The organism is Parvibaculum sedimenti, from assembly GCF_009184905.1.
Lineage (GTDB): Bacteria > Pseudomonadota > Alphaproteobacteria > Parvibaculales > Parvibaculaceae > Parvibaculum > Parvibaculum sedimenti.
Window position 1 is genome coordinate 1 of sequence record NZ_WESC01000025.1, and the last position, 16,885, is coordinate 16,885.

At 57.2% G+C, this 16,885-nt stretch carries 12 protein-coding genes and 1 tRNA gene; 3 read left to right on the forward strand and 10 right to left on the reverse strand.

Going from position 1 to position 16,885, the window contains the following annotated elements:
* Positions 1–434 precede the first annotated feature (434 nt).
* From F2P47_RS17275 to F2P47_RS17320, 10 genes are all read right to left on the reverse strand, one after another.
* Positions 435–2,063 carry a type I restriction-modification system subunit M gene (locus tag F2P47_RS17275; protein WP_152217642.1) on the reverse strand — a complete coding sequence of 543 codons (1,629 nt, stop codon included), beginning with the start codon at positions 2,061–2,063 and terminating at the stop codon, positions 435–437.
* An 11-nt stretch (positions 2,064–2,074) separates the two neighbouring features.
* Complete coding sequence (locus F2P47_RS17280; protein ID WP_246176954.1) at positions 2,075–3,076, reverse strand: anticodon nuclease; 1,002 nt, start codon at positions 3,074–3,076, stop codon at positions 2,075–2,077.
* A gap of 128 nt (positions 3,077–3,204) precedes the next feature.
* The gene (locus F2P47_RS17285) at positions 3,205–4,491 is read right to left on the reverse strand and encodes a restriction endonuclease subunit S (protein ID WP_152217644.1); all 1,287 of its coding nucleotides are present in this window, start codon (positions 4,489–4,491) and stop codon (positions 3,205–3,207) included.
* Positions 4,488–7,523 (reverse strand): type I restriction endonuclease subunit R, encoded by a 3,036-nt coding sequence (locus F2P47_RS17290; protein WP_246176957.1) that lies wholly within the window; start codon positions 7,521–7,523, stop codon positions 4,488–4,490. The genes F2P47_RS17285 and F2P47_RS17290 overlap by 4 nt, the downstream gene beginning before the upstream one ends.
* Before the next feature lie 126 nt (positions 7,524–7,649).
* A complete protein-coding gene (locus tag F2P47_RS17295) occupies positions 7,650–7,847 on the reverse strand; it encodes a type II toxin-antitoxin system Phd/YefM family antitoxin (RefSeq protein ID WP_152217645.1) in 198 nt (65 codons plus the stop codon).
* Between the two features lie 606 nt (positions 7,848–8,453).
* The gene (locus F2P47_RS17300) at positions 8,454–11,024 is read right to left on the reverse strand and encodes a hypothetical protein (RefSeq protein ID WP_152217646.1); all 2,571 of its coding nucleotides are present in this window, start codon (positions 11,022–11,024) and stop codon (positions 8,454–8,456) included.
* Positions 11,017–11,217 carry a helix-turn-helix transcriptional regulator gene (locus tag F2P47_RS17305; RefSeq protein ID WP_152217647.1) on the reverse strand — a complete coding sequence of 67 codons (201 nt, stop codon included), beginning with the start codon at positions 11,215–11,217 and terminating at the stop codon, positions 11,017–11,019. The genes F2P47_RS17300 and F2P47_RS17305 overlap by 8 nt, the downstream gene beginning before the upstream one ends.
* Positions 11,218–11,469: 252 nt before the next feature.
* Positions 11,470–12,018, reverse strand: coding sequence for an HD domain-containing protein (locus tag F2P47_RS17310; RefSeq protein WP_152217648.1), 549 nt, complete (start codon positions 12,016–12,018; stop codon positions 11,470–11,472).
* Positions 12,019–12,166: 148 nt separating this feature from the next.
* Positions 12,167–13,360, reverse strand: a complete 1,194-nt coding sequence (locus tag F2P47_RS17315; protein WP_152217649.1) for a tyrosine-type recombinase/integrase — start codon at positions 13,358–13,360, stop codon at positions 12,167–12,169.
* A 162-nt stretch (positions 13,361–13,522) separates the two neighbouring features.
* Positions 13,523–13,598: transfer RNA gene (locus tag F2P47_RS17320), tRNA-Phe, on the reverse strand.
* A gap of 460 nt (positions 13,599–14,058) precedes the next feature.
* Here F2P47_RS17320 and F2P47_RS17325 point away from each other — a divergent pair.
* The 3 genes from F2P47_RS17325 (at position 14,059) to F2P47_RS17335 (ending at position 16,668) form a co-directional block, all read left to right on the forward strand.
* The gene (locus tag F2P47_RS17325) at positions 14,059–15,324 is read left to right on the forward strand and encodes a tyrosine-type recombinase/integrase (protein WP_152217650.1); all 1,266 of its coding nucleotides are present in this window, start codon (positions 14,059–14,061) and stop codon (positions 15,322–15,324) included.
* A 245-nt stretch (positions 15,325–15,569) separates the two neighbouring features.
* Positions 15,570–16,364, forward strand: a complete 795-nt coding sequence (locus F2P47_RS17330) for a hypothetical protein (RefSeq protein WP_152217651.1) — start codon at positions 15,570–15,572, stop codon at positions 16,362–16,364.
* A gap of 109 nt (positions 16,365–16,473) precedes the next feature.
* Positions 16,474–16,668 carry a helix-turn-helix transcriptional regulator gene (locus tag F2P47_RS17335; RefSeq protein ID WP_152217652.1) on the forward strand — a complete coding sequence of 65 codons (195 nt, stop codon included), beginning with the start codon at positions 16,474–16,476 and terminating at the stop codon, positions 16,666–16,668.
* Positions 16,669–16,885: the final 217 nt, after the last annotated feature.

Here is a 16,885-nt window from a genome sequence, read left to right on the forward strand (position 1 = left end):
AATCCTCCGCAAATCGGTCAGAGGATTGAATCACGCGCGCCCATGCGACAGCAATGGCGGAGTTTTTCAACGGTATCCGCCAAAAGCGGTCAAACATCTGGCCCTCGTTTCCATGATCGCTTTTGACAATATTCGGTCATTTATCCCGCTCGGGAAGGGCGGGCGACCTTGCAACCGTCGTCAGCGATGCGGAAGATAGGGGGCGCAGTGATGCGTCGCGCCTCGACAGACAGATCGAAGGTGTAGTTCACGCTCAATCAGTTAGCTCACACCAGCGTTATCGTACTTCGTGCGACGGCATAGCCTACGGGACCAATCCAGACGAACGCGCAATCCACCTCAATCGGAACGCCGAGCTGTACAACAAGATAGTCGGACGACGGGCGCGTGACCTCTACGTCGAGCGTTGGAATACTGTGGGGGCCTCGCTTCGACTATTTATCGGGCGCAGGCAAAGGGGATAGTCCAAGTTCCTTCAGAAACGCGTTGTGCTTCGCCGTCGACTCCTGAATCCGCTTTTCGATCTCGACCAAATCCTTATGCGTAGCCGACAAATCGATCTCGATCTCCTGTTTGGCTGTGCTGACATAGCGAGAGATGTTCAGGTTGAAGTCGTTTGCCTCAATCTCGTCCATCCCCACGCGTCTGGCGTACCTTTCGACGCTCTCCGGACGCTGCTGGTAGGTGTCGATGATCTTTTCGATATGCTCCTCCGACAGGTAATTCTGTCGCTTGCCCTTCTCGAAATGCTCGGACGCGTTGATGAACAGGACATCATCGGGCTTCTTGCACTTCTTCAGGACGAGGATGCAAACCGGGATGCCGGTCGAGTAGAACAGGTTCGCCGGCAGGCCGATGACGGTGTCGATGTGCCCGTCATCGAGGAGCTTACGTCGGATCTTCGCCTCCGCACCGCCGCGAAACAACACGCCGTGCGGCAGGATGATCGCCATCACACCGTCGTTTTTGAGGTAGTGAAACCCGTGCAGCAGGAACGCGAAGTCCGCCGCGGATTTTGGCGCCAGCCCGTAGTTCTTGAAGCGTACGTCCTCGCCCAACGCCTCGTTCGGGTCCCAGCGGTAGCTGAACGGCGGGTTAGCGACCACGGCGTCGAAGTAGGGCTTCTTCGCTGGGTTCGTCTCGCGGAGCATGTCCCAATCGTTCGTTAGCGTGTCGCCGTGGTAGATCTCGAACTCAGTGTCCTTTACCCCGTGCAGCAGCATGTTCATCCGCGCGAGGTTGTAGGTGGTGATGTTCTTCTCCTGCCCGAAGATCTTGCCGATACCGTGCGGCCCCATGCGCTTGCGCACATTGAGCAGCAGCGAGCCAGATCCGCAGGCGAAGTCCATCACGCTGGCGAGGTGTTTCCGCTTGCCGGTCTTCGGCTCCTGGCTGTCGAGCGTGACAATCGCGGAGAGGATGTCCGAGATCCGCTGCGGCGTGTAGAACTCACCGGCCTTCTTGCCCGAGCCCGCGGCGAACTGGCCGATCAGGTATTCATAGGCGTCCCCGAGGGTGTCACTGTCGGTGGAGAACTCCGCTAGACCCTTGGCTATTTCGGTGATGATCTTACAGAGCTTTGCGTTCCGGTCGTCGTAGGTCTTGCCGAGCTTGTCGGAGCCGAGATTGATCTCCGAGAAGAGCCCGGAGAATGTGCTCTGAAACGATTCGTTCTCGATGTACTTGAAGCCGGCCTGAAGCGTGTTGAGCAGCTCGCCGTGCTGGGTGCGGGCCATGTGGGCGATGCTGGCCCAGAGGTGCTCGGGGCGAATGACGTAATGCGCCTTGAGCCGCATCTGCTTCTCGAACGCCGACACATCGCCGGGGTTCTGCTCGTACCAGACAGACAGGGAGGACCGCCCACCGTTGCCGATGGCGTTCGGATCAGGGTAGTCGCGCCCGAGTTCCTTTTTCGCGGCCTGCTGATAGTTGTCCGAGAGGTAGCGGAGAAAGAGGAACGCGAGCATGTAGTCGCGAAAGTCGTCCGCGTTCATCGCCCCGCGTAGCTGGTCGGCGATGACCCAGAGTGTTTTGCCGAGTTGTTTCTGGTCTTGGTCAGTCATGAGTTGGCTCTCTATGTCACAGCTTTAGTGACAAGCTCGGGAAGTGCAAAGTGGAATCGGTCAAGAACTTCATTGAGAATTCTGCGAAACAACTCCTTGTTGTCATCAACCATTTCAACCGGCTCGTTGAGGGCGTACTTGCCATGGCTCAGCAGATTCAGTGCACGGTTGTAGAGGGCTTCATCCTGCAGCCCGGCCAAGCAGATTCGAAGGTCATCGTGGCCTAGGAAACTCGCCGTCTTCTCCAAGATGCTGCGCAGGGCATTGAAGTGGTAGGTGTATAGGGTTCCCTCCTGCGAACACTTCCTAAGCTCAGCGAGGATCGCTACATGGTGAAAGTAGGGTGTGTCTCCAGTGGCTCGTAACGTGAACACTCCCTCGGCGTCCGGTCGGTGCAAGAAGTACCGCCTAGTGGTTACTTTCTCTTGGCCTTCCTTCGTCCTTCCAAGCTCATTGCACATGACGTTGAAGAACAATGCGTGGTGAGAAGAGAAGACAGTTCTGAGGGGATCACGCTCTCCGTTGGCACCTCGGCGATTCGCGGCTTTGCGGAGAAGTGCCGCCAGATCACAGGCAAGAGCGATGGCATTGTTGTCGTCCAGCGACGAGATGGGGTCGTCGATGTAAAGGTGCTTGACCCACTCGTACGAGGGGTGTCGATCAAGGACCCGCTCGCAGATTGCCATGAACATGCACCAGATGAAGATTTTCTCCTCGCCCCGGGAGATCTTAATTCGCTCTTCATCGCCCTTGCGAAAGGTCACTACCCACTTTTCGTAATCGATGTCAAAATCAAAATCGGCGTAGCGTGACAAATAGCCCGCAATGGTTTCATCCAGTGCGAGTTCGGTGAGGCCCTGAGAGAATGCAGAGCTATCGTTGATCTTCAGGCGCCGATCCGTGTCTGCATCAAGATCGTTGTCCCAGACAAAAAGGTCCTCAGTATACGCATTGAAGTAGAGAGTGTCCGGAGTCCCGCGACCTTTTCGTTTCCCTTGGTCCTTGAACTCCATTGACAGACGAGTCTTCCCCGTTCGGTTATAAGCGTAGAGCAAGACGCAGTGGAGATCGTTGACGTCGCTACGGAGCCTTCGCGCGAGAGTCCTCAAACTCTTGAACCGATGGATCTTCGGCGCACCGCTCATTGCTCATTGCCCTCCGGAGACGGAAAGAGCTGCTGGAGCAGACCTTGCTTGTGGGTCCGCAGAGTGTAAAGCCTAGCCATTTGTGCGGCAATTCGGGTATCAAGTGTGGAAAGGCAGTCGGCGATGTGTTGTTGTTCCTCGGGATCGCTCGGATAGCAAACCGGCACCATCTCAAGAGTTGATTTGCTAACTGCGGGCACGACGCCACCAGCATGGTCAATTAGCGAAACATTTGACCAGAGATAGAAGAGAAACTCATCAGAGCTCTTCGCCTTTATCGCTTTTACGCCAGCGGTATTGTTGTCGATCATTGCTGGCTTAGTCGTGATAACGCGTCGATTTGATCGGATGGCTTCGCCAATCTTGGCGAAGATAACCGTTCCCGCCGGCACGGGCTTACCTCGAATTTCGTTGAGCACGTCGGAGTCGATATAGTGGTTTGCCTCCGAAATGTATCTCTGCCCCTTTTCGATAGCCTGCGAGATGTCGCTGACCTTATAGAAGGGGTATTGCCCCTTCTTGTTACCCTGAAACTTATCCGGAAAACCGTAGCCCGATAGCACTCTGGCGATGTCGCGGCAGTGACCTGTTTTCCAATCAGAGGCATTTCGGAACTCCCGAAACCGCAGCTGGGGCACGGTTTCGCCGGGCTGGGGGAAGAGCCGCTGCATTAGCCCTTGTTTGTGCTGCCGCAGGGCTTCGAGCTTCTGGCCCTCCGCCGCGATCAGGTCGTCCAGAGAGCCGAGGCAGTTAGCGATTTTCTGCTGCTCTGCGGGCAGTGGATAGGTGATCGTAACTTTTGATAACTGCCCGGGGTACAAATGAGCGACCGTATCACCTTGGGCAAGCCGTGCGATAGTATAGCGTAGGGGGCTGTTAAGCAGATAGCTGAGGAACCGGCCGCTCAAATCCGAGCGGAGGATATTGAGATCACCGCCTAGTGCTACGCCCGCGGGTACGACGCAGGCAGCTCTTGCGATGTCTGCCCGTGTCTCTCCTGACGCGGGGACAATGACATCCCCAGCTTGGCTAAGCACTAAGTCTTCCGGCGGAACATTTGTGCGAGAAAGCGCCTCACGGATCTCCTCACCATAGTGCGTGTAAAGCTCGGCATATCTGATGCACGGGGTCAAACCACTCTTTGCAATATCCGCCTTGGAGACACCTTTCCCCTTCGAAATGCTCGCTATGCTGCCGATCTGATCTCGTTTCCAGTCGCCCATGTTATGAAACTCTGGGAAGCGGAGCGTCGGCACCAGCGGCGATGGCGTGTTGGCTGTCATCGTGCCCCCCCATGCTCGTAAGCGTTGAGGCCCGAGATGTCCCGACCGTGGGCCCGCTTATTCAGGAGGGGGACGAGGTCGGCCATGAGAGCAAGTTCCCGCTCGCGGCGTTCACGCCAGCCCAGGCCGAGCGGCTCCATCAGGTCAGTGAGCTGCTCGCCGTCGAAGATCATGCGCTGCAGGATAGTGTCGACGAAGGTCACGAGCGACTTAGTCGCCAGGCCGTGGGCTTGAGCGAGGCCCTCGATCTCCCTGGCCTGCTTCTCGGTCTTGAACTGCTCGTAGCCGGCGCGGATGGCAGCCTCATCGAGGCCTTCGCCCTCTTTCAGTGAGCGGACGTACTCGGTGATCTCTTCACGCTCGTTGAGGAACTTGGCGTCGGACTGGATCAGCCCGATGAGCTGCTCGCGGCTAATCGTGAGCTTTTTAGGGTCCTGACCGGAGTACTTGGCGATCAGCTTCATGATGTAGTCGTAGTCGATGACGGCGGAGGCGAAGAGGACGAACTCGAAGTCGAGCTGGTCGACCTCGGGGTTGGCCGGCTCGCCGTCCTTTCCGGGCCTGCCCCGCTGCTCCTTGAGACGCTGGGCGGTTTCGAGGTAGACGCCGCGAAAGGCGCGGAGGTTGTCCTTTGGAAGGGTCTGCTCGATCAGCTCCCGCTGCTCGTCGGTGAGGTCGGTGTACTGGTCGAGCTGGGTCTGGAGGCGCTGGACCTCCTTGAAGCGCTTGATGAACTGGGCACGGGCGTCGTCGCCCATCAGGTTGTTCACCTGATCTGGCTTGGCCTCGAGGCCCTGCGACTTCATGAACTCGCCGAGGTCGGCGACGGCCTGCTTGAAGTTGTCGATGACGACGGGCGCCTTGTCGACCAGCCAGATCTCGTGGGCCCGGTCAACCTGCGCACCAGAGAAGAGAGCGATGGCGGCGTCGACGCTGTCTTGCTGCTGGCGGAAGTCGAGGATGTGGCCGTAGGGCTTGGTCGCATTGAGGACGCGGTTGGTGCGGGAGAAGGCCTGGATCAGGCCGTGGTGCTTTAGGTTCTTGTCGACGTAGAGCGTGTTGAGGAACTTTGCGTCGAAGCCGGTGAGGAGCATGTCGACGACGATGGTGATGTCGATCTTTTCTTGGCCCTTGCGGGGCAGGTCGCGATTGGGGAACTGCTGATCCTTGATGCGCTGCTGGACGTCCTGGTAGTAGAGGTCGAAGTTATTGATGTCGTGGTTGGTGCCGTACCGCTGGTTGTAGTCGGCGATGATGGCCCTGAGCGCGGTCTTCTTGCCCTCGGGGTCGTGCCGGTTATCCTCTTTCTCCTGAGGTAGGTCCTCCTGAATCTGCTGGACGTCCTTGTTGCCCTCCGCAGGCGGCGAAAAGACGGCGGCGATCTTGAGAGGGGCGAACTGAGGGTCGGCGGCCTGGCGCTCGGTCTGGAGCTTCTTGAAGACCTCGTAGTACTCGATGGCTTCGTTGATCGAGGCGGTAGCAAGCAACGCGTTGAAACGTCGGCCTCCGGTCGCTGCATCGTGCTTGTCGAGGATGGCCTGGGCGACCGCCTGCTTGGTGAGAGTCTGTCCGGGCGCGAGGGCAGAGGCGCCCTTGGGCTTGTAGTAATCGACGTGGAAGCGGAGCACGTTCCGATCCTCGATCGCGTGGGTGATGGTGTAGGCGTGGAGCTCCTTTTGGAAGAGGTCCTTGGTGGTCCGAAGTGTGGCGACGTCTCCCTCAATCTGCTTGACCGTCGCATTGTCCTCAAAGATCGGGGTGCCAGTGAAACCGAAGAGCTGGGAGTTCGGGAAGAACTCCTTAATGGCCTTGTGGTTCTCGCCGAACTGCGAGCGGTGGCACTCGTCGAAGATGAAGACCATCCGCTTGTCTCGGAGCTGCTCGAGCCGCTGCTTGAACGTTGACCGCCCCTCAGCGATGTTCTGCCTGTTGTGCTTGCTGTTCTCGTCGAGGGCGAGCCCGAGCTTCTGGATGGTCGTGACGATGACCTTGTCCGCGTAGTCGTCGGACAGGAGGCGGCGGACAAGCGCTGCGGTGTTGGTGTTTTCCTCAACGCAGTTCTCCTGGAACCGGTTGAACTCCTCGCGGGTCTGCCGGTCGAGGTCCTTGCGGTCGACGACGAAGAGGCACTTGTGGATGCTCTCGTTGGTCTTGAGGAGCGTTGAAGCCTTGAAGGAGGTGAGCGTCTTGCCCGAGCCTGTCGTATGCCAGATATAGCCGTTGCCGCAGTTTTGATCGATGCAGTCGACGATGGCCTTGACGGCATAGATCTGGTACGGGCGCATCATCAGGAGCTTCTGCTCGCTTGCGATGAGGACCATGTATTTGCTGATCATCTGGCCAAGCGTGCACTTGGCGAGGAATCGATCGGCGAAGTCGTCGAGGTGAGTGATCTTCGTGTTGTCCTCGGCCGCGAACTGGTAGATCGGAAGGAACCGCTCGTCCGCGTCGAAGGCGAAGTGTCGCGCGTTGTTGTTAGCGAAGTACCACGTGTCCGTGCGGTTGCTGACGATGAAGAGCTGGACGAAGCAGAGAAGCGTCTTGGTGTATCCGTTACCGGGGTCGTTCTTGTAGTCGACGATCTGCTCCATCGCTCGCCGGGGGCTGATCCCAAGTGTCTTTAGCTCGATCTGGACCACGGGGACGCCATTGATCAGGAGTATGACGTCGTAGCGGTGATGGCTGTTGTCCGTATTGATGCGGAGCTGATTGACGACTTCGAAGGCGTTCTTGCACCAGTCCTTGATGTTGACGAGGGTGTAATTGAGCGGCGTGCCGTCGTCACGGATGAATGCTTCCCGGTTCCGGAGGGAGCGGGCGGCTTCGTACACGTCTGGTGTGACGATCTCGTCGAGGAGCCGCAGGAACTCGCCGTCGGTGAGTGTGACACGATTCAGGGTTTCGAACTTTGCCCTGAAGTTCGCTTCAAGCGCGGCTCGATCGCGGATGTCGGGGCGATACTCATACTTGAGGTCCCGTAGCTTCGCGACAAGCGCCTCTTCAAGTCGGCGTTCGGGTGTGATCATCGTCATCGGGGGATCGCTCTTTTTTGGACCTGCTTGGTGCGTCCAACTGCCGGTGTTAAATGCGAACGCAAGCTAGGTTGGCTTTGGGGCCGCAGATGAAGGAGACGATCTTGTTGTGGAGGGTTTGATCCATCATTTGGCCTTCCCGATCGTGCCTGGGTGGCTATCAAGGCGGCCCCTCTCAAGTACCTTAAGGCGCTCGTATTCCTCCACCGCCATCACCACCACAACCGGCCTCCCATGCTTGGCGACAGCCACCGGCTCGGCACGGGCCAGGTCAATTAATCGGCCAAAGCCGTACTTCGCGTCTTTCGCGCTCAGGGTCTGCATGCGACTCTCCGCCAATGCTCTATCCACTTTTGGCCAAATTGGCCGAAAACGCAATGGATTCCCGGCTCTGGTGGGCTCCCAACAAAGGAGGTCAGACGCAGGCAATCCGTCCGCGCTCATCGCTCGGGTATGGGGCGCCGACGTCTGAGGCCTGCGTCTTCGCGCGCCCAACTACGCAACTCGCGACAGCTCTGTCAGGCGCGAACATTGAATTTGAAACCAGTTTAGTAGGGTTTGCTCGAGCGTTGATCGGTCTTCTTAGCTCCGCAAGGCGCGAGTGCGTAGGGCGGAGATGAGTGGCGCGGCCGGGGAACAGAAACGAAGTCTCAACCTTCCAACTTTCTGGCTAACATATCGGCTACCGCGGTCGAATGCCCAAATTTCGACTCCCAAGCTTTCTCAAGAAAATTGCAGTTGGCAGTGACGAAGAACTAGTGAAGCCCTTGACGAAGTTCATAACGAACCCCGTCAAGGTGCTGCCAAAGTGTACTGCAACTACTTGGATAAAGTTATTTTTTCGGCAGATGCAGCATTGCCGACGATGTTCGTCTCATTGATGTTCTTCGCGCATGGGACAGAACCGACAAACCGACAAACCGACGAAACCTACTCCCTTTTCCTCAGTAACCAGACATCAACCGAGCGCTTGCTCCTTGCCTTCTCGAAATACAAGCCGTCCACGACCTGACCAGCATGACGCGCAATCCACTTACCGAGCCTTCTGTGGTTGATACCATCGCGCTCCCCGGCAATTTCATGGATTACCTCTTGCAACTCGAGAGACTCACCGTCTGGCGGCGCCTTGGGATTCAAAAGCTGACGCACCGTTCCGCCGTAGTCACCGAACTCATACTGCCAGCAGAGATGGAGACGGCGCAGCATCTCCCGATCGGGATCCTCCGCTAGTGCCTGAATGACCGATTTAACGGGGTCGCATTCATCGAGCCAAAGGAGTGGTTGACGACAGAGCTGCGACCACATCTCGTATCCGCTGAAGGCGCGACAGTCGGTTATCGGCTTCCCCGCACAGACCCAGGCATGTACGATTGTCAGCGCGAGAGACACATAGTGCGTCCTTCGCCGACGGATCTCCTCGAGCAGGTTAGGTCGTGCGAAACTCCGCATGGCTGGCATTTCACAACGAGGATCAAGATTAATCGTAATTGTTCGCCGTGCCAAATCGCGGACCGGCCCAACGTTGTTTCCGCTCGACAACATCAGCGTTCGGGTTCCCACCGTGATTGTCCGGGACGACTTAAGGATGCGATCGCTGATATACTCCGATGTAAGCGCGGTACAAAAACAGTTGTGAGGGATGAGGTCGCTGGTCAGGTTGTCGAAGTTAATGACGGCCGGGGAGGTTAAGAGCTCTGCGAAGAGTTTCTTCTGAAACTCCGATTCACCCGTCGCAAACGACAACGGTGCGCTGATTTGAGGCGTGGCGAACGCTGTCAGCACTGAGTTTAGGTGGGATTTGCCGGTCCCCGGCCCACACCCCCTAGAGTGAAGCAAAGGCGCCTGTGGTAAGCTCGTCCGCAAGGTCGCCGTCAACATACCGGCTAATGCCGCTGCACGGTCTATGTCACTGACGAAACAGTATTCACTTACGATGTCCTTCAGTTCGTTTAGGGCTGCGATGGCGTCTTCTTTTGTCGGATTGGCGGACACGAAGAAGGCTTGATCATCAAAGACCCCGTAGATGCACGACGCTGCGTCATATCCAGAATTTCTAACAAGGCTGAGATCGGCTCGAAAGTAGGGCTGATTGGCGAGTCCTTTTAAGACAGGGAGATGTTTGAAGGTTCGGGACTCATGTAGGACCATAAGGGCTCGCGACGGCGGGTCGATCCGGTGCATTTGTTTTGAACTGGCATCGTACTTTAGCCAGTCCACCTTCTCTGCGAGTACCTTGATGAGTTCCGACATCTCGACAAGCCGCATGGAGACCTGACCGGTGCCTGGGTCAGTGGCGATCTCGACAATTCGGTGACCGTTTTGAAAGAAACGACCTGAAGTGGCGAGCACCTGTTCTGCGGCGTCTGCAGTGAGATGTATATTGCCCGGCTCAACGCGGATCGTCGCTTTCGACCGTGCCGCAGATTCGTCGAGACCAAGCTCTTTCAACAGGTCGATGAGATGCCGCTCAGCACAATGGCCGTGCAGACACTTGAAACCACCCTGCGGGTGAGCTGCACTAGGTTCGAAATACGCTGTTCCACTGTCAATTCCATCTGTGTGTTCTGTCACCCATGGGCAGGTAATTTCGTGTTTGCCTGCGCTTGGGTTGCCCTTTAGCCAGCCGCGCATTCCCAACTCCTTCAGGATTGCGTTCTCCTCCGGCGGCAAGGTCAGAACTGAGTTGTCGTCGCGCGAATAATGCGGGGTGGCAGATCCAGCCCTGCCGAGGGGCTTTATATCCAATTGAAACCCTTCGATCAGTTCGCCGACCGTATAAAGTCGCCCCGGAGCCCACTTGCTCAAACGACATTTAAACAGTGGCGTATGCTTCCCATTGGTAGCAACTGGCAGGCGGGCAAGTCGGGCGGTTGGTCCGCCCGCCCCAGGGTCACAAAGCCCCTTGGAGATGATCGCCTTCATCAACTGATCTGCTTTGGAAGTGTCGTCGATTGGATCCCGCAGGATGTAACCGGCTTGATAGTTGCCAGGCGAGGTTTGAATTAGCCACGATGGTGGCACGTTCAAGCGCTCAAAGGGCACCTTTGTTCCAACATCATCCAGCATCACAGCGTGAAGCGCGGAGAAGCAGCTTTTGCGCCGACGGATTTTGCCGTCGGGCTCCGGCCGGTGGGTTGAGAGGCTGAAGTAATTGTTGGCTGCAGCGGACAGGTGTTCCAACTCGTCGGCTTCGCGACGCCATGGCTTCCCACCCCATTCGCTTGCAGAGACGTGCCCGGGATGGCCCGCAAAGCTCACTACTGCCGGAGAGGCTCCATCGGGTTGCTTGTGGAAGATCGCTTGCATGAACTCTTTGTTTGAGACGGAGTAGGTTTCGTCGGTTTCTGCGGTCTCCAACAATGGCGTCGACAGGTCTGTCATACCGGCATTGGTAATGGAGGTATCGTCACGGCCTTGCGGTGCCTGATCATGGTCGGCATGTTCCGAAACAACGTCGGGGTGCAACATCTCGTTGCGATCAGGGAGGTGGCTATCAGCCATGATTCACCTCCGCTTGGCTGGCCGCCAACAGGGCGTCGTCGTGGCGCTCCAGCAGGTCAACACTCCAAAGAGCTGAGCGACCGATGTGAACCGGCGCTGGGAAGTTGCCCTTGGCGATCAGGTCGTAGATGGTGCTTTTACTGAGGCCGTAGCGACTCCGAACATCGGTGAGACGAATAAACTTCTGAGACAAGAGACTGCCCTTCTGCTTGGGGTTAAATCTCCAGTCAGCGTTTCGTCACGACTTTCGTGAGCAAAACCAAATCGGCCCCAGTCGGCCGAACCCAGACGAGTTCTTCCGAAAAAAACCAATTTATATCAAAGGGTTGTGTAATTTAAGATTGGCTCGGCTTTGTCCATGGGGGCAGGGCGTGACCGATTCTCCGGCGTGAGAATCGGTCGTCCATTGCAAGGCATTTTCGTCTTAGCGACAACGTGGCGAAGCCTATTGGAAATCATTCTTCCGCGCGATGAGGTCACCAAGGGTCGCTTCGAGTTCCGGATGAGATCCCCGAAGGCCCACCGCGACCTGACCTGCCCATTCAAAATAGCCGGCCTTCCGCTCGACGGCCCAATCGGCCGGCGGCGAGATCAGCATATCTCTGAGGTTGCAGATCTTGTCGGCGAGCTTGACCAGCTTGGCCTCTGGCGAGCAATGGGCCGCATGCTCGATCTGGTGTTGTTTGCGCACTTGTTTGTCGAGTGTCTTGTCGTCTGTGACCTCGAGAACGATTGAGGCGATATGTGGTCCGAAGGTGTCGTCGAGCTCCGCGGCAGTGGTTTCTGTATCTTCGATTGTATCGTGGAGGACCGCCGCGCAGAGGACTGCGACGTCGCGAATGCCGGCTTCATTTGCCAGGACGTTCGCGAGTGCAATTGGGTGATTGATGTACGGCGATGCATCGGCATCCTTGCGCCGCTGGTTGCGGTGCTTTTCGGCGGCGAACGCCACCGCCCTTATAAATACGGCTTCCAGGCCGGCTTCTGTTTTCATGGAATACCTACTTTTGTTGGAGGTGAAATGGAGACGTGATGGATTGGAACCCATTTCCGCTTGCGGCGGTTGCCGGCGGGCGGAGTAGAAGGCTAAAGCATCTGAATGTGCTGAGGAGATATTAGGCAGTATACTGATCGGCAGACTTTTATTCAAGGCCAGGACGCAGAGAATCCAGATAATCTGACCAATGCTGCATCATTTTGATTCTTTCGTCCCAGAACTCGGCACGCGCGTAAGCCCGGCGCACGTCGTTGCCCTCAACATGCCCTAGCTGACGCTCGATCGCGTCCGGGTTCCATGTCCCCATTTCATTGAGGAGCGAAGCTGCCATCGCGCGAAAGCCGTGCGTCGTCATTTCGGTCTTGGCATATCCAAGGCGTCGGAGCGCAGCGTTCAAGGTGTTCTCAGAGAGAGGGCGGCGCCGGTTTCCGATGCCCGGAAACACCAGAGGGCCGTCACCGGTAATCTTCCTGAGATCAACCAGCATTTGAAGTACCTGATGCGACAAAGGCACCTTCTGGACCCGTCGCATCTTTGTCTTGGCGGCAGGTATCGTCCACACGGCTTGCTCAAGATCGAATTCCGACCACGCGGCGGTCCGTAGCTCACCGGGGCGCACAAAAACGTGGGGGGCCAATTTCAAGGCGGCTTGGGTCGCCAGCTGTCCGTCAAACCCATCAATCGCCCTGAGCAGAGCACCCGCCGCCTTCGGGTCGATGATGGCTGCCCGGTGAGTGACTTTGGGGGTGGTCAGCGCCCCTTGAAGTGCAGATGTGGGATCCGATTTTGCTCGCGCGGTCGCAACCGCGTAGCGGAAAACGATCCCGCATGTGCTCCGAAGCCGCCGCGCGGTTTCATAGCGGCCGCGAGCCTCGATCTTCCGGAGAACCATCAACACTTCCGGTGCGGAAATCTCGAAGATTGGACGGTTCCCGATCACCGGGTAGGCAAACTCCAGAAGCCATTTCGTCTTCTTGATGGTTGCCGGTGCGCGGCCTTCACGCTCCTGCTTTGCCAGCCACTCTTCGGCGATGATGCGAAATGTGCTTTCAGCGGAGGTCGCTTCCGCAAGCCTTTCGAGTTTCCGCTTGTGCCCAGGATCTACGCCATCGGCGATTTCCTTGCGAGCAGCATCTCGGGCCTGTCGGGCCCCGGCCAGCGACACGATAGGGTACACACCTAGAGCAAGAAGTCTGCGCGTTCCTTGAAAGCGGTATTCAAGCCGCCAGTATCGTGAGCCGTTTGGCCGAACCTCAAGGTACAACCCTGCGGCATCATGCAGCCTGTAGGCCTTTTCCCGGGGCTTGGCGGCCCGGATCGCCGTGTCGGTCAGCGCCATGACAGTACATCCATTCTGTCGAATCGAAATGTACCGTCAGAGATACTGTCACGACCTCTGGCTGCCCAAGGACGCGGTTGGACCTCGTCGGACAAAAGAGCCTGATTTTGTTGGGATTTTTTGCTTCTTCCGGACGGCGCTGGACGCTCTCGGAAGTGCTGATGGTGCCCAGGGGCGGAATCGAACCACCGACACTGCGATTTTCAGTCGCATGCTCTACCAACTGAGCTACCTGGGCGCCTGACAGCCGAGTGAATCGGCGCCAAAGCCCGCGCTTTATATGGGATTGATCCGGCCCTGTCCAGCGCTGACGACGAGATGTCGTTCAGTGGCAAAAGGCGAGCAGAATGACGGCGTTAGCGTTCGCTCTCTGCTCTAATTCGAGGCTCATTCGTCTGCGCGCCGCGATCGTAAGTCGAACGAAGTGGGGCCGAGTACTCGGGCTTTCGGGAGGCAGTGAAGCTAATCGAGAACTGGTGCCCCCGGCAGGATTCGAACCCGCGACCCCCTGATTACAAATCACAATTTCAACGTAATCGTATGCCGACAGATTCCGAATAAAGCCAACATTTCAGTCAAAAAATAGGAAAGGGGCCGACGCGCGCCGACACTCGAACACCATAATGTGGTAGCTATGTGGTAGCTAGCTACCAAGGTGATCGCGACGCGGAAGAGCGTGATTTTGAAAGGGGGCTTCGATGGTGGTTCGGAAAAGGCTGACGCTTGAAGTTGTGAAGCGGCTGAAGCCGGGCGAAACGTTCTGGGATAGCGATGTTTCGGGCTTCGGAGCGCGCTGTCAGGGCGAGGCCAAAACCTATTTTCTGAAATACCGCGTCGGTGGGCGACAACGCTGGCTCTCCATAGGGCGGCATGGATCGCCTTGGACGCCGGAGACCGCGCGCAAGGAAGCAATCCGCATCCTGAGCCAGGTCGTTGACGGGAAGGATCCTGCTGCTAACAAGCAGGCTGCGCGGAAGGCCCCAACCGTCAAGGAGTTTGGACAGAGGTTCTTGGAAGAACACGCTGAGGCTAAGCGCAAGCCTCGCACGGCAGAGTTTTACCGCGACATTCTGGAGCGGATCGTCTACCCGAAAATGGGAACCAAACGTATCCGCGATGTGACGCGCGCGGACGTGGCGAAGCTGCATACCGGTCTGGCAACCAAGCCATATCTGGCAAATCGCGTCGTCGCCGTCTTGTCGAAGATGTTCAATGCCGCGGAGGCTTGGGGCGAGCGGCAAGACGGTTCCAATCCATGCCGTCATGTTGAAAAATTCAAGGAGACGGCTCGGGAACGGTTCTTGTCCGCGAAGGAGCTTGCCGCGCTGGGCGACGCCCTTCGGACATTTGAGGGACGCTGGGTCGAGGGCGCGCGCCTCGAGGCTGAGATAGCAGTCGCCACGCACCACAACGATGCAATACGCCTGAAGGCCCTTCGACTCGAGTTGGAGAATGTCGGGCGGATTGTAACGCCTTGGACCATTGCCGCGCTCCGTTTGCTCATCTTCACGGGTGCCAGGCTTTCGGAAATCCTGACACTAGAATGGGCTTGGGTGGATATTGAAAAAGGTGTTGCGCGCTTGCCGGACTCGAAAACCGGCGCGAAGACACTGCAGCTGCCGCCTCCCGCGATCGAGGCGCTAAATGCAGTTCCGCGTGTTGAGGGAAACCCCCATGTGATCGTCGGCGCGAAGGCTGGGGCGCATATGGTCAATCTGCAAAAACCCTGGCGGGAAATTCGCACGCTCGCAAATTTGCCGGACGTCCGCATTCATGATTTGCGTCACGCTTTTGCCTCGGTAGCGGCGTCCTCCGGCATGGCCTTGCCGATCATCGGCAAGATGCTCGGGCATTCGCAGCCGCAAACAACGGCGCGCTATGCTCATCTGGCGAATGATCCTGTCAAAGTGGCCGCAGCAACGGTAGCCGCCCACATCGCATCAAGCATGGCGAAGAAGATGTAACGGGGCACGGCGACTATCGGGTTGCCGGCGATACGGCTTGCGCGGCAACCTCAGATAAAGTGAAGGAGCTACGCCGGAGGTAGCCGCTGTTTTGCGCCACCTCCAGAATTCTGGATGCAGGTAAAGACAGGTCTACGAATCGTGAACGTGTAGCTAATCTCATGCGGACCGAGCGGGCATTGGTGTCCGAAAGCCCTGCTCAGCTCTGAAATTGTCGGCAGCTTTTCCCGTTAGACAGGATTTCCATGACCTCGGAGCAAATCGGCGCTTATTTGCGCCTCCTTGATGTTCAATCAATTTGGGATTTTGTAAGACCAACAGGGGTACATGAGCCCGAAGGCTTCGAGCTTATCGGCGAAGCATGTCTCCGGCACGCCATCACGGTGGCCGCTGGCGAGGTGAATGCGGAAAATAATCTGAGTGGTAGTGACCGTGAACCGACGTCAGACGAGATCATTCATTGGGTGCAAACGGAAGGCTCTTTGCAGAAGGCACGTCGACAAATGCGGTCGCGGCTCGAACTCAATCAGTTGCGAGCACTTATCTTTGACGGTCATAGTGGCAAAGACCTGACCATTTCTCCCGAATTTTGGCGAACTTCAATTGGAGCCGAGACGCTTCAAACGGGAAAATTTGACCCGTCGTATCTGCAGGCTGCGACGGGCCATCCAACCGTGGCGCTCGACTCGGGTCAGCATTCTTCCGTTTTCGTCTTCCTCGAAATAGAAGCAGACGACGAGGCAGCCTTCCGGCGAGCTAGGGTGAACAAAATTTCCGCCCAGCCAGCTCCGGGCCGAAGACGTGGTCGTCCCGCGACCTGGGACTGGGAAGGGGCATTTGCGAGTGCCGCCGCCGTGGCGAACACAGTGGATGGAATAGAAATACAAGGCGATGGTGTGTTGGCAAGATTGGAGCGGATATTCGCTGAGTACTTTATTCGAACGACGGACGATGAGCCTGGAGGAACGATGATGAGAGAAAAGGCGAACAAATTTCTAAAGATAATGATCGAAGAAGTGCAGCTTTCGAAGGGTCGGTAATTCCCGCGGATTGAATTACCGTGAATTACCGACCGTCGGAAAGCTCGGGAATCGGCTTTCTTCCTTCCTCACACGCCGCCAGATCGGCGGCCAAGCATGAGGAAGCACCATGAACCCGATACTCACCGTCAATGACGCCGCAGACGTCTTGCGCGTCCATATCCGTACTTTGGAACGCTGGAGGCAGACCGGCGAGGGGCCTCGCTATGTGAAGATGGGGCGCCGCGTCGGTTACCGCCGGGCCGATCTTGAGGCGTGGCTTGATGCCAATGCGACAACTTCGACCAGCGCGCCGCGGCTATGAGCATAGCAATGGCGAGAAGTAGTCAACTTTCCTCAGGTGGCGAGGCTAGCGCTTTCCGTCTGGAGGCAGGTTCAGCGAAAGAGCGGTGCTCATGAACTATTACCAACACCACATAGGTTGACGTGCCACTGAGATTTTCGTCCAGAAGGATTTAGAGTCCGGCCCTATGGAAGGGAGACGGACGATGAAGAGGCAGCGTTTTACGGAAGAGCAGATC

What these genes read in the sequence shown, in the direction of transcription:
- F2P47_RS17290 (WP_246176957.1), bottom strand. Translation starts at nt 7,523, where the DNA reads ATGACGATGATCACACCCGAACGCCGACTTGAAGAGGCGCTTGTCGCG.
- F2P47_RS17295 (WP_152217645.1), bottom strand. Translation starts at nt 7,847, where the DNA reads ATGCAGACCCTGAGCGCGAAAGACGCGAAGTACGGCTTTGGCCGATTA.
- F2P47_RS17300 (WP_152217646.1), bottom strand. Translation starts at nt 11,024, where the DNA reads ATGGCTGATAGCCACCTCCCTGATCGCAACGAGATGTTGCACCCCGAC.
- F2P47_RS17315 (WP_152217649.1), bottom strand. Translation starts at nt 13,360, where the DNA reads ATGGCGCTGACCGACACGGCGATCCGGGCCGCCAAGCCCCGGGAAAAG.
- F2P47_RS17330 (WP_152217651.1), top strand. Translation starts at nt 15,570, where the DNA reads ATGACCTCGGAGCAAATCGGCGCTTATTTGCGCCTCCTTGATGTTCAA.
- F2P47_RS17280 (WP_246176954.1), bottom strand. Translation starts at nt 3,076, where the DNA reads ATGGAGTTCAAGGACCAAGGGAAACGAAAAGGTCGCGGGACTCCGGAC.
- F2P47_RS17275 (WP_152217642.1), bottom strand. Translation starts at nt 2,063, where the DNA reads ATGACTGACCAAGACCAGAAACAACTCGGCAAAACACTCTGGGTCATC.
- F2P47_RS17285 (WP_152217644.1), bottom strand. Translation starts at nt 4,491, where the DNA reads ATGACAGCCAACACGCCATCGCCGCTGGTGCCGACGCTCCGCTTCCCA.
- F2P47_RS17310 (WP_152217648.1), bottom strand. Translation starts at nt 12,018, where the DNA reads ATGAAAACAGAAGCCGGCCTGGAAGCCGTATTTATAAGGGCGGTGGCG.
- F2P47_RS17335 (WP_152217652.1), top strand. Translation starts at nt 16,474, where the DNA reads ATGAACCCGATACTCACCGTCAATGACGCCGCAGACGTCTTGCGCGTC.
- F2P47_RS17325 (WP_152217650.1), top strand. Translation starts at nt 14,059, where the DNA reads ATGGTGGTTCGGAAAAGGCTGACGCTTGAAGTTGTGAAGCGGCTGAAG.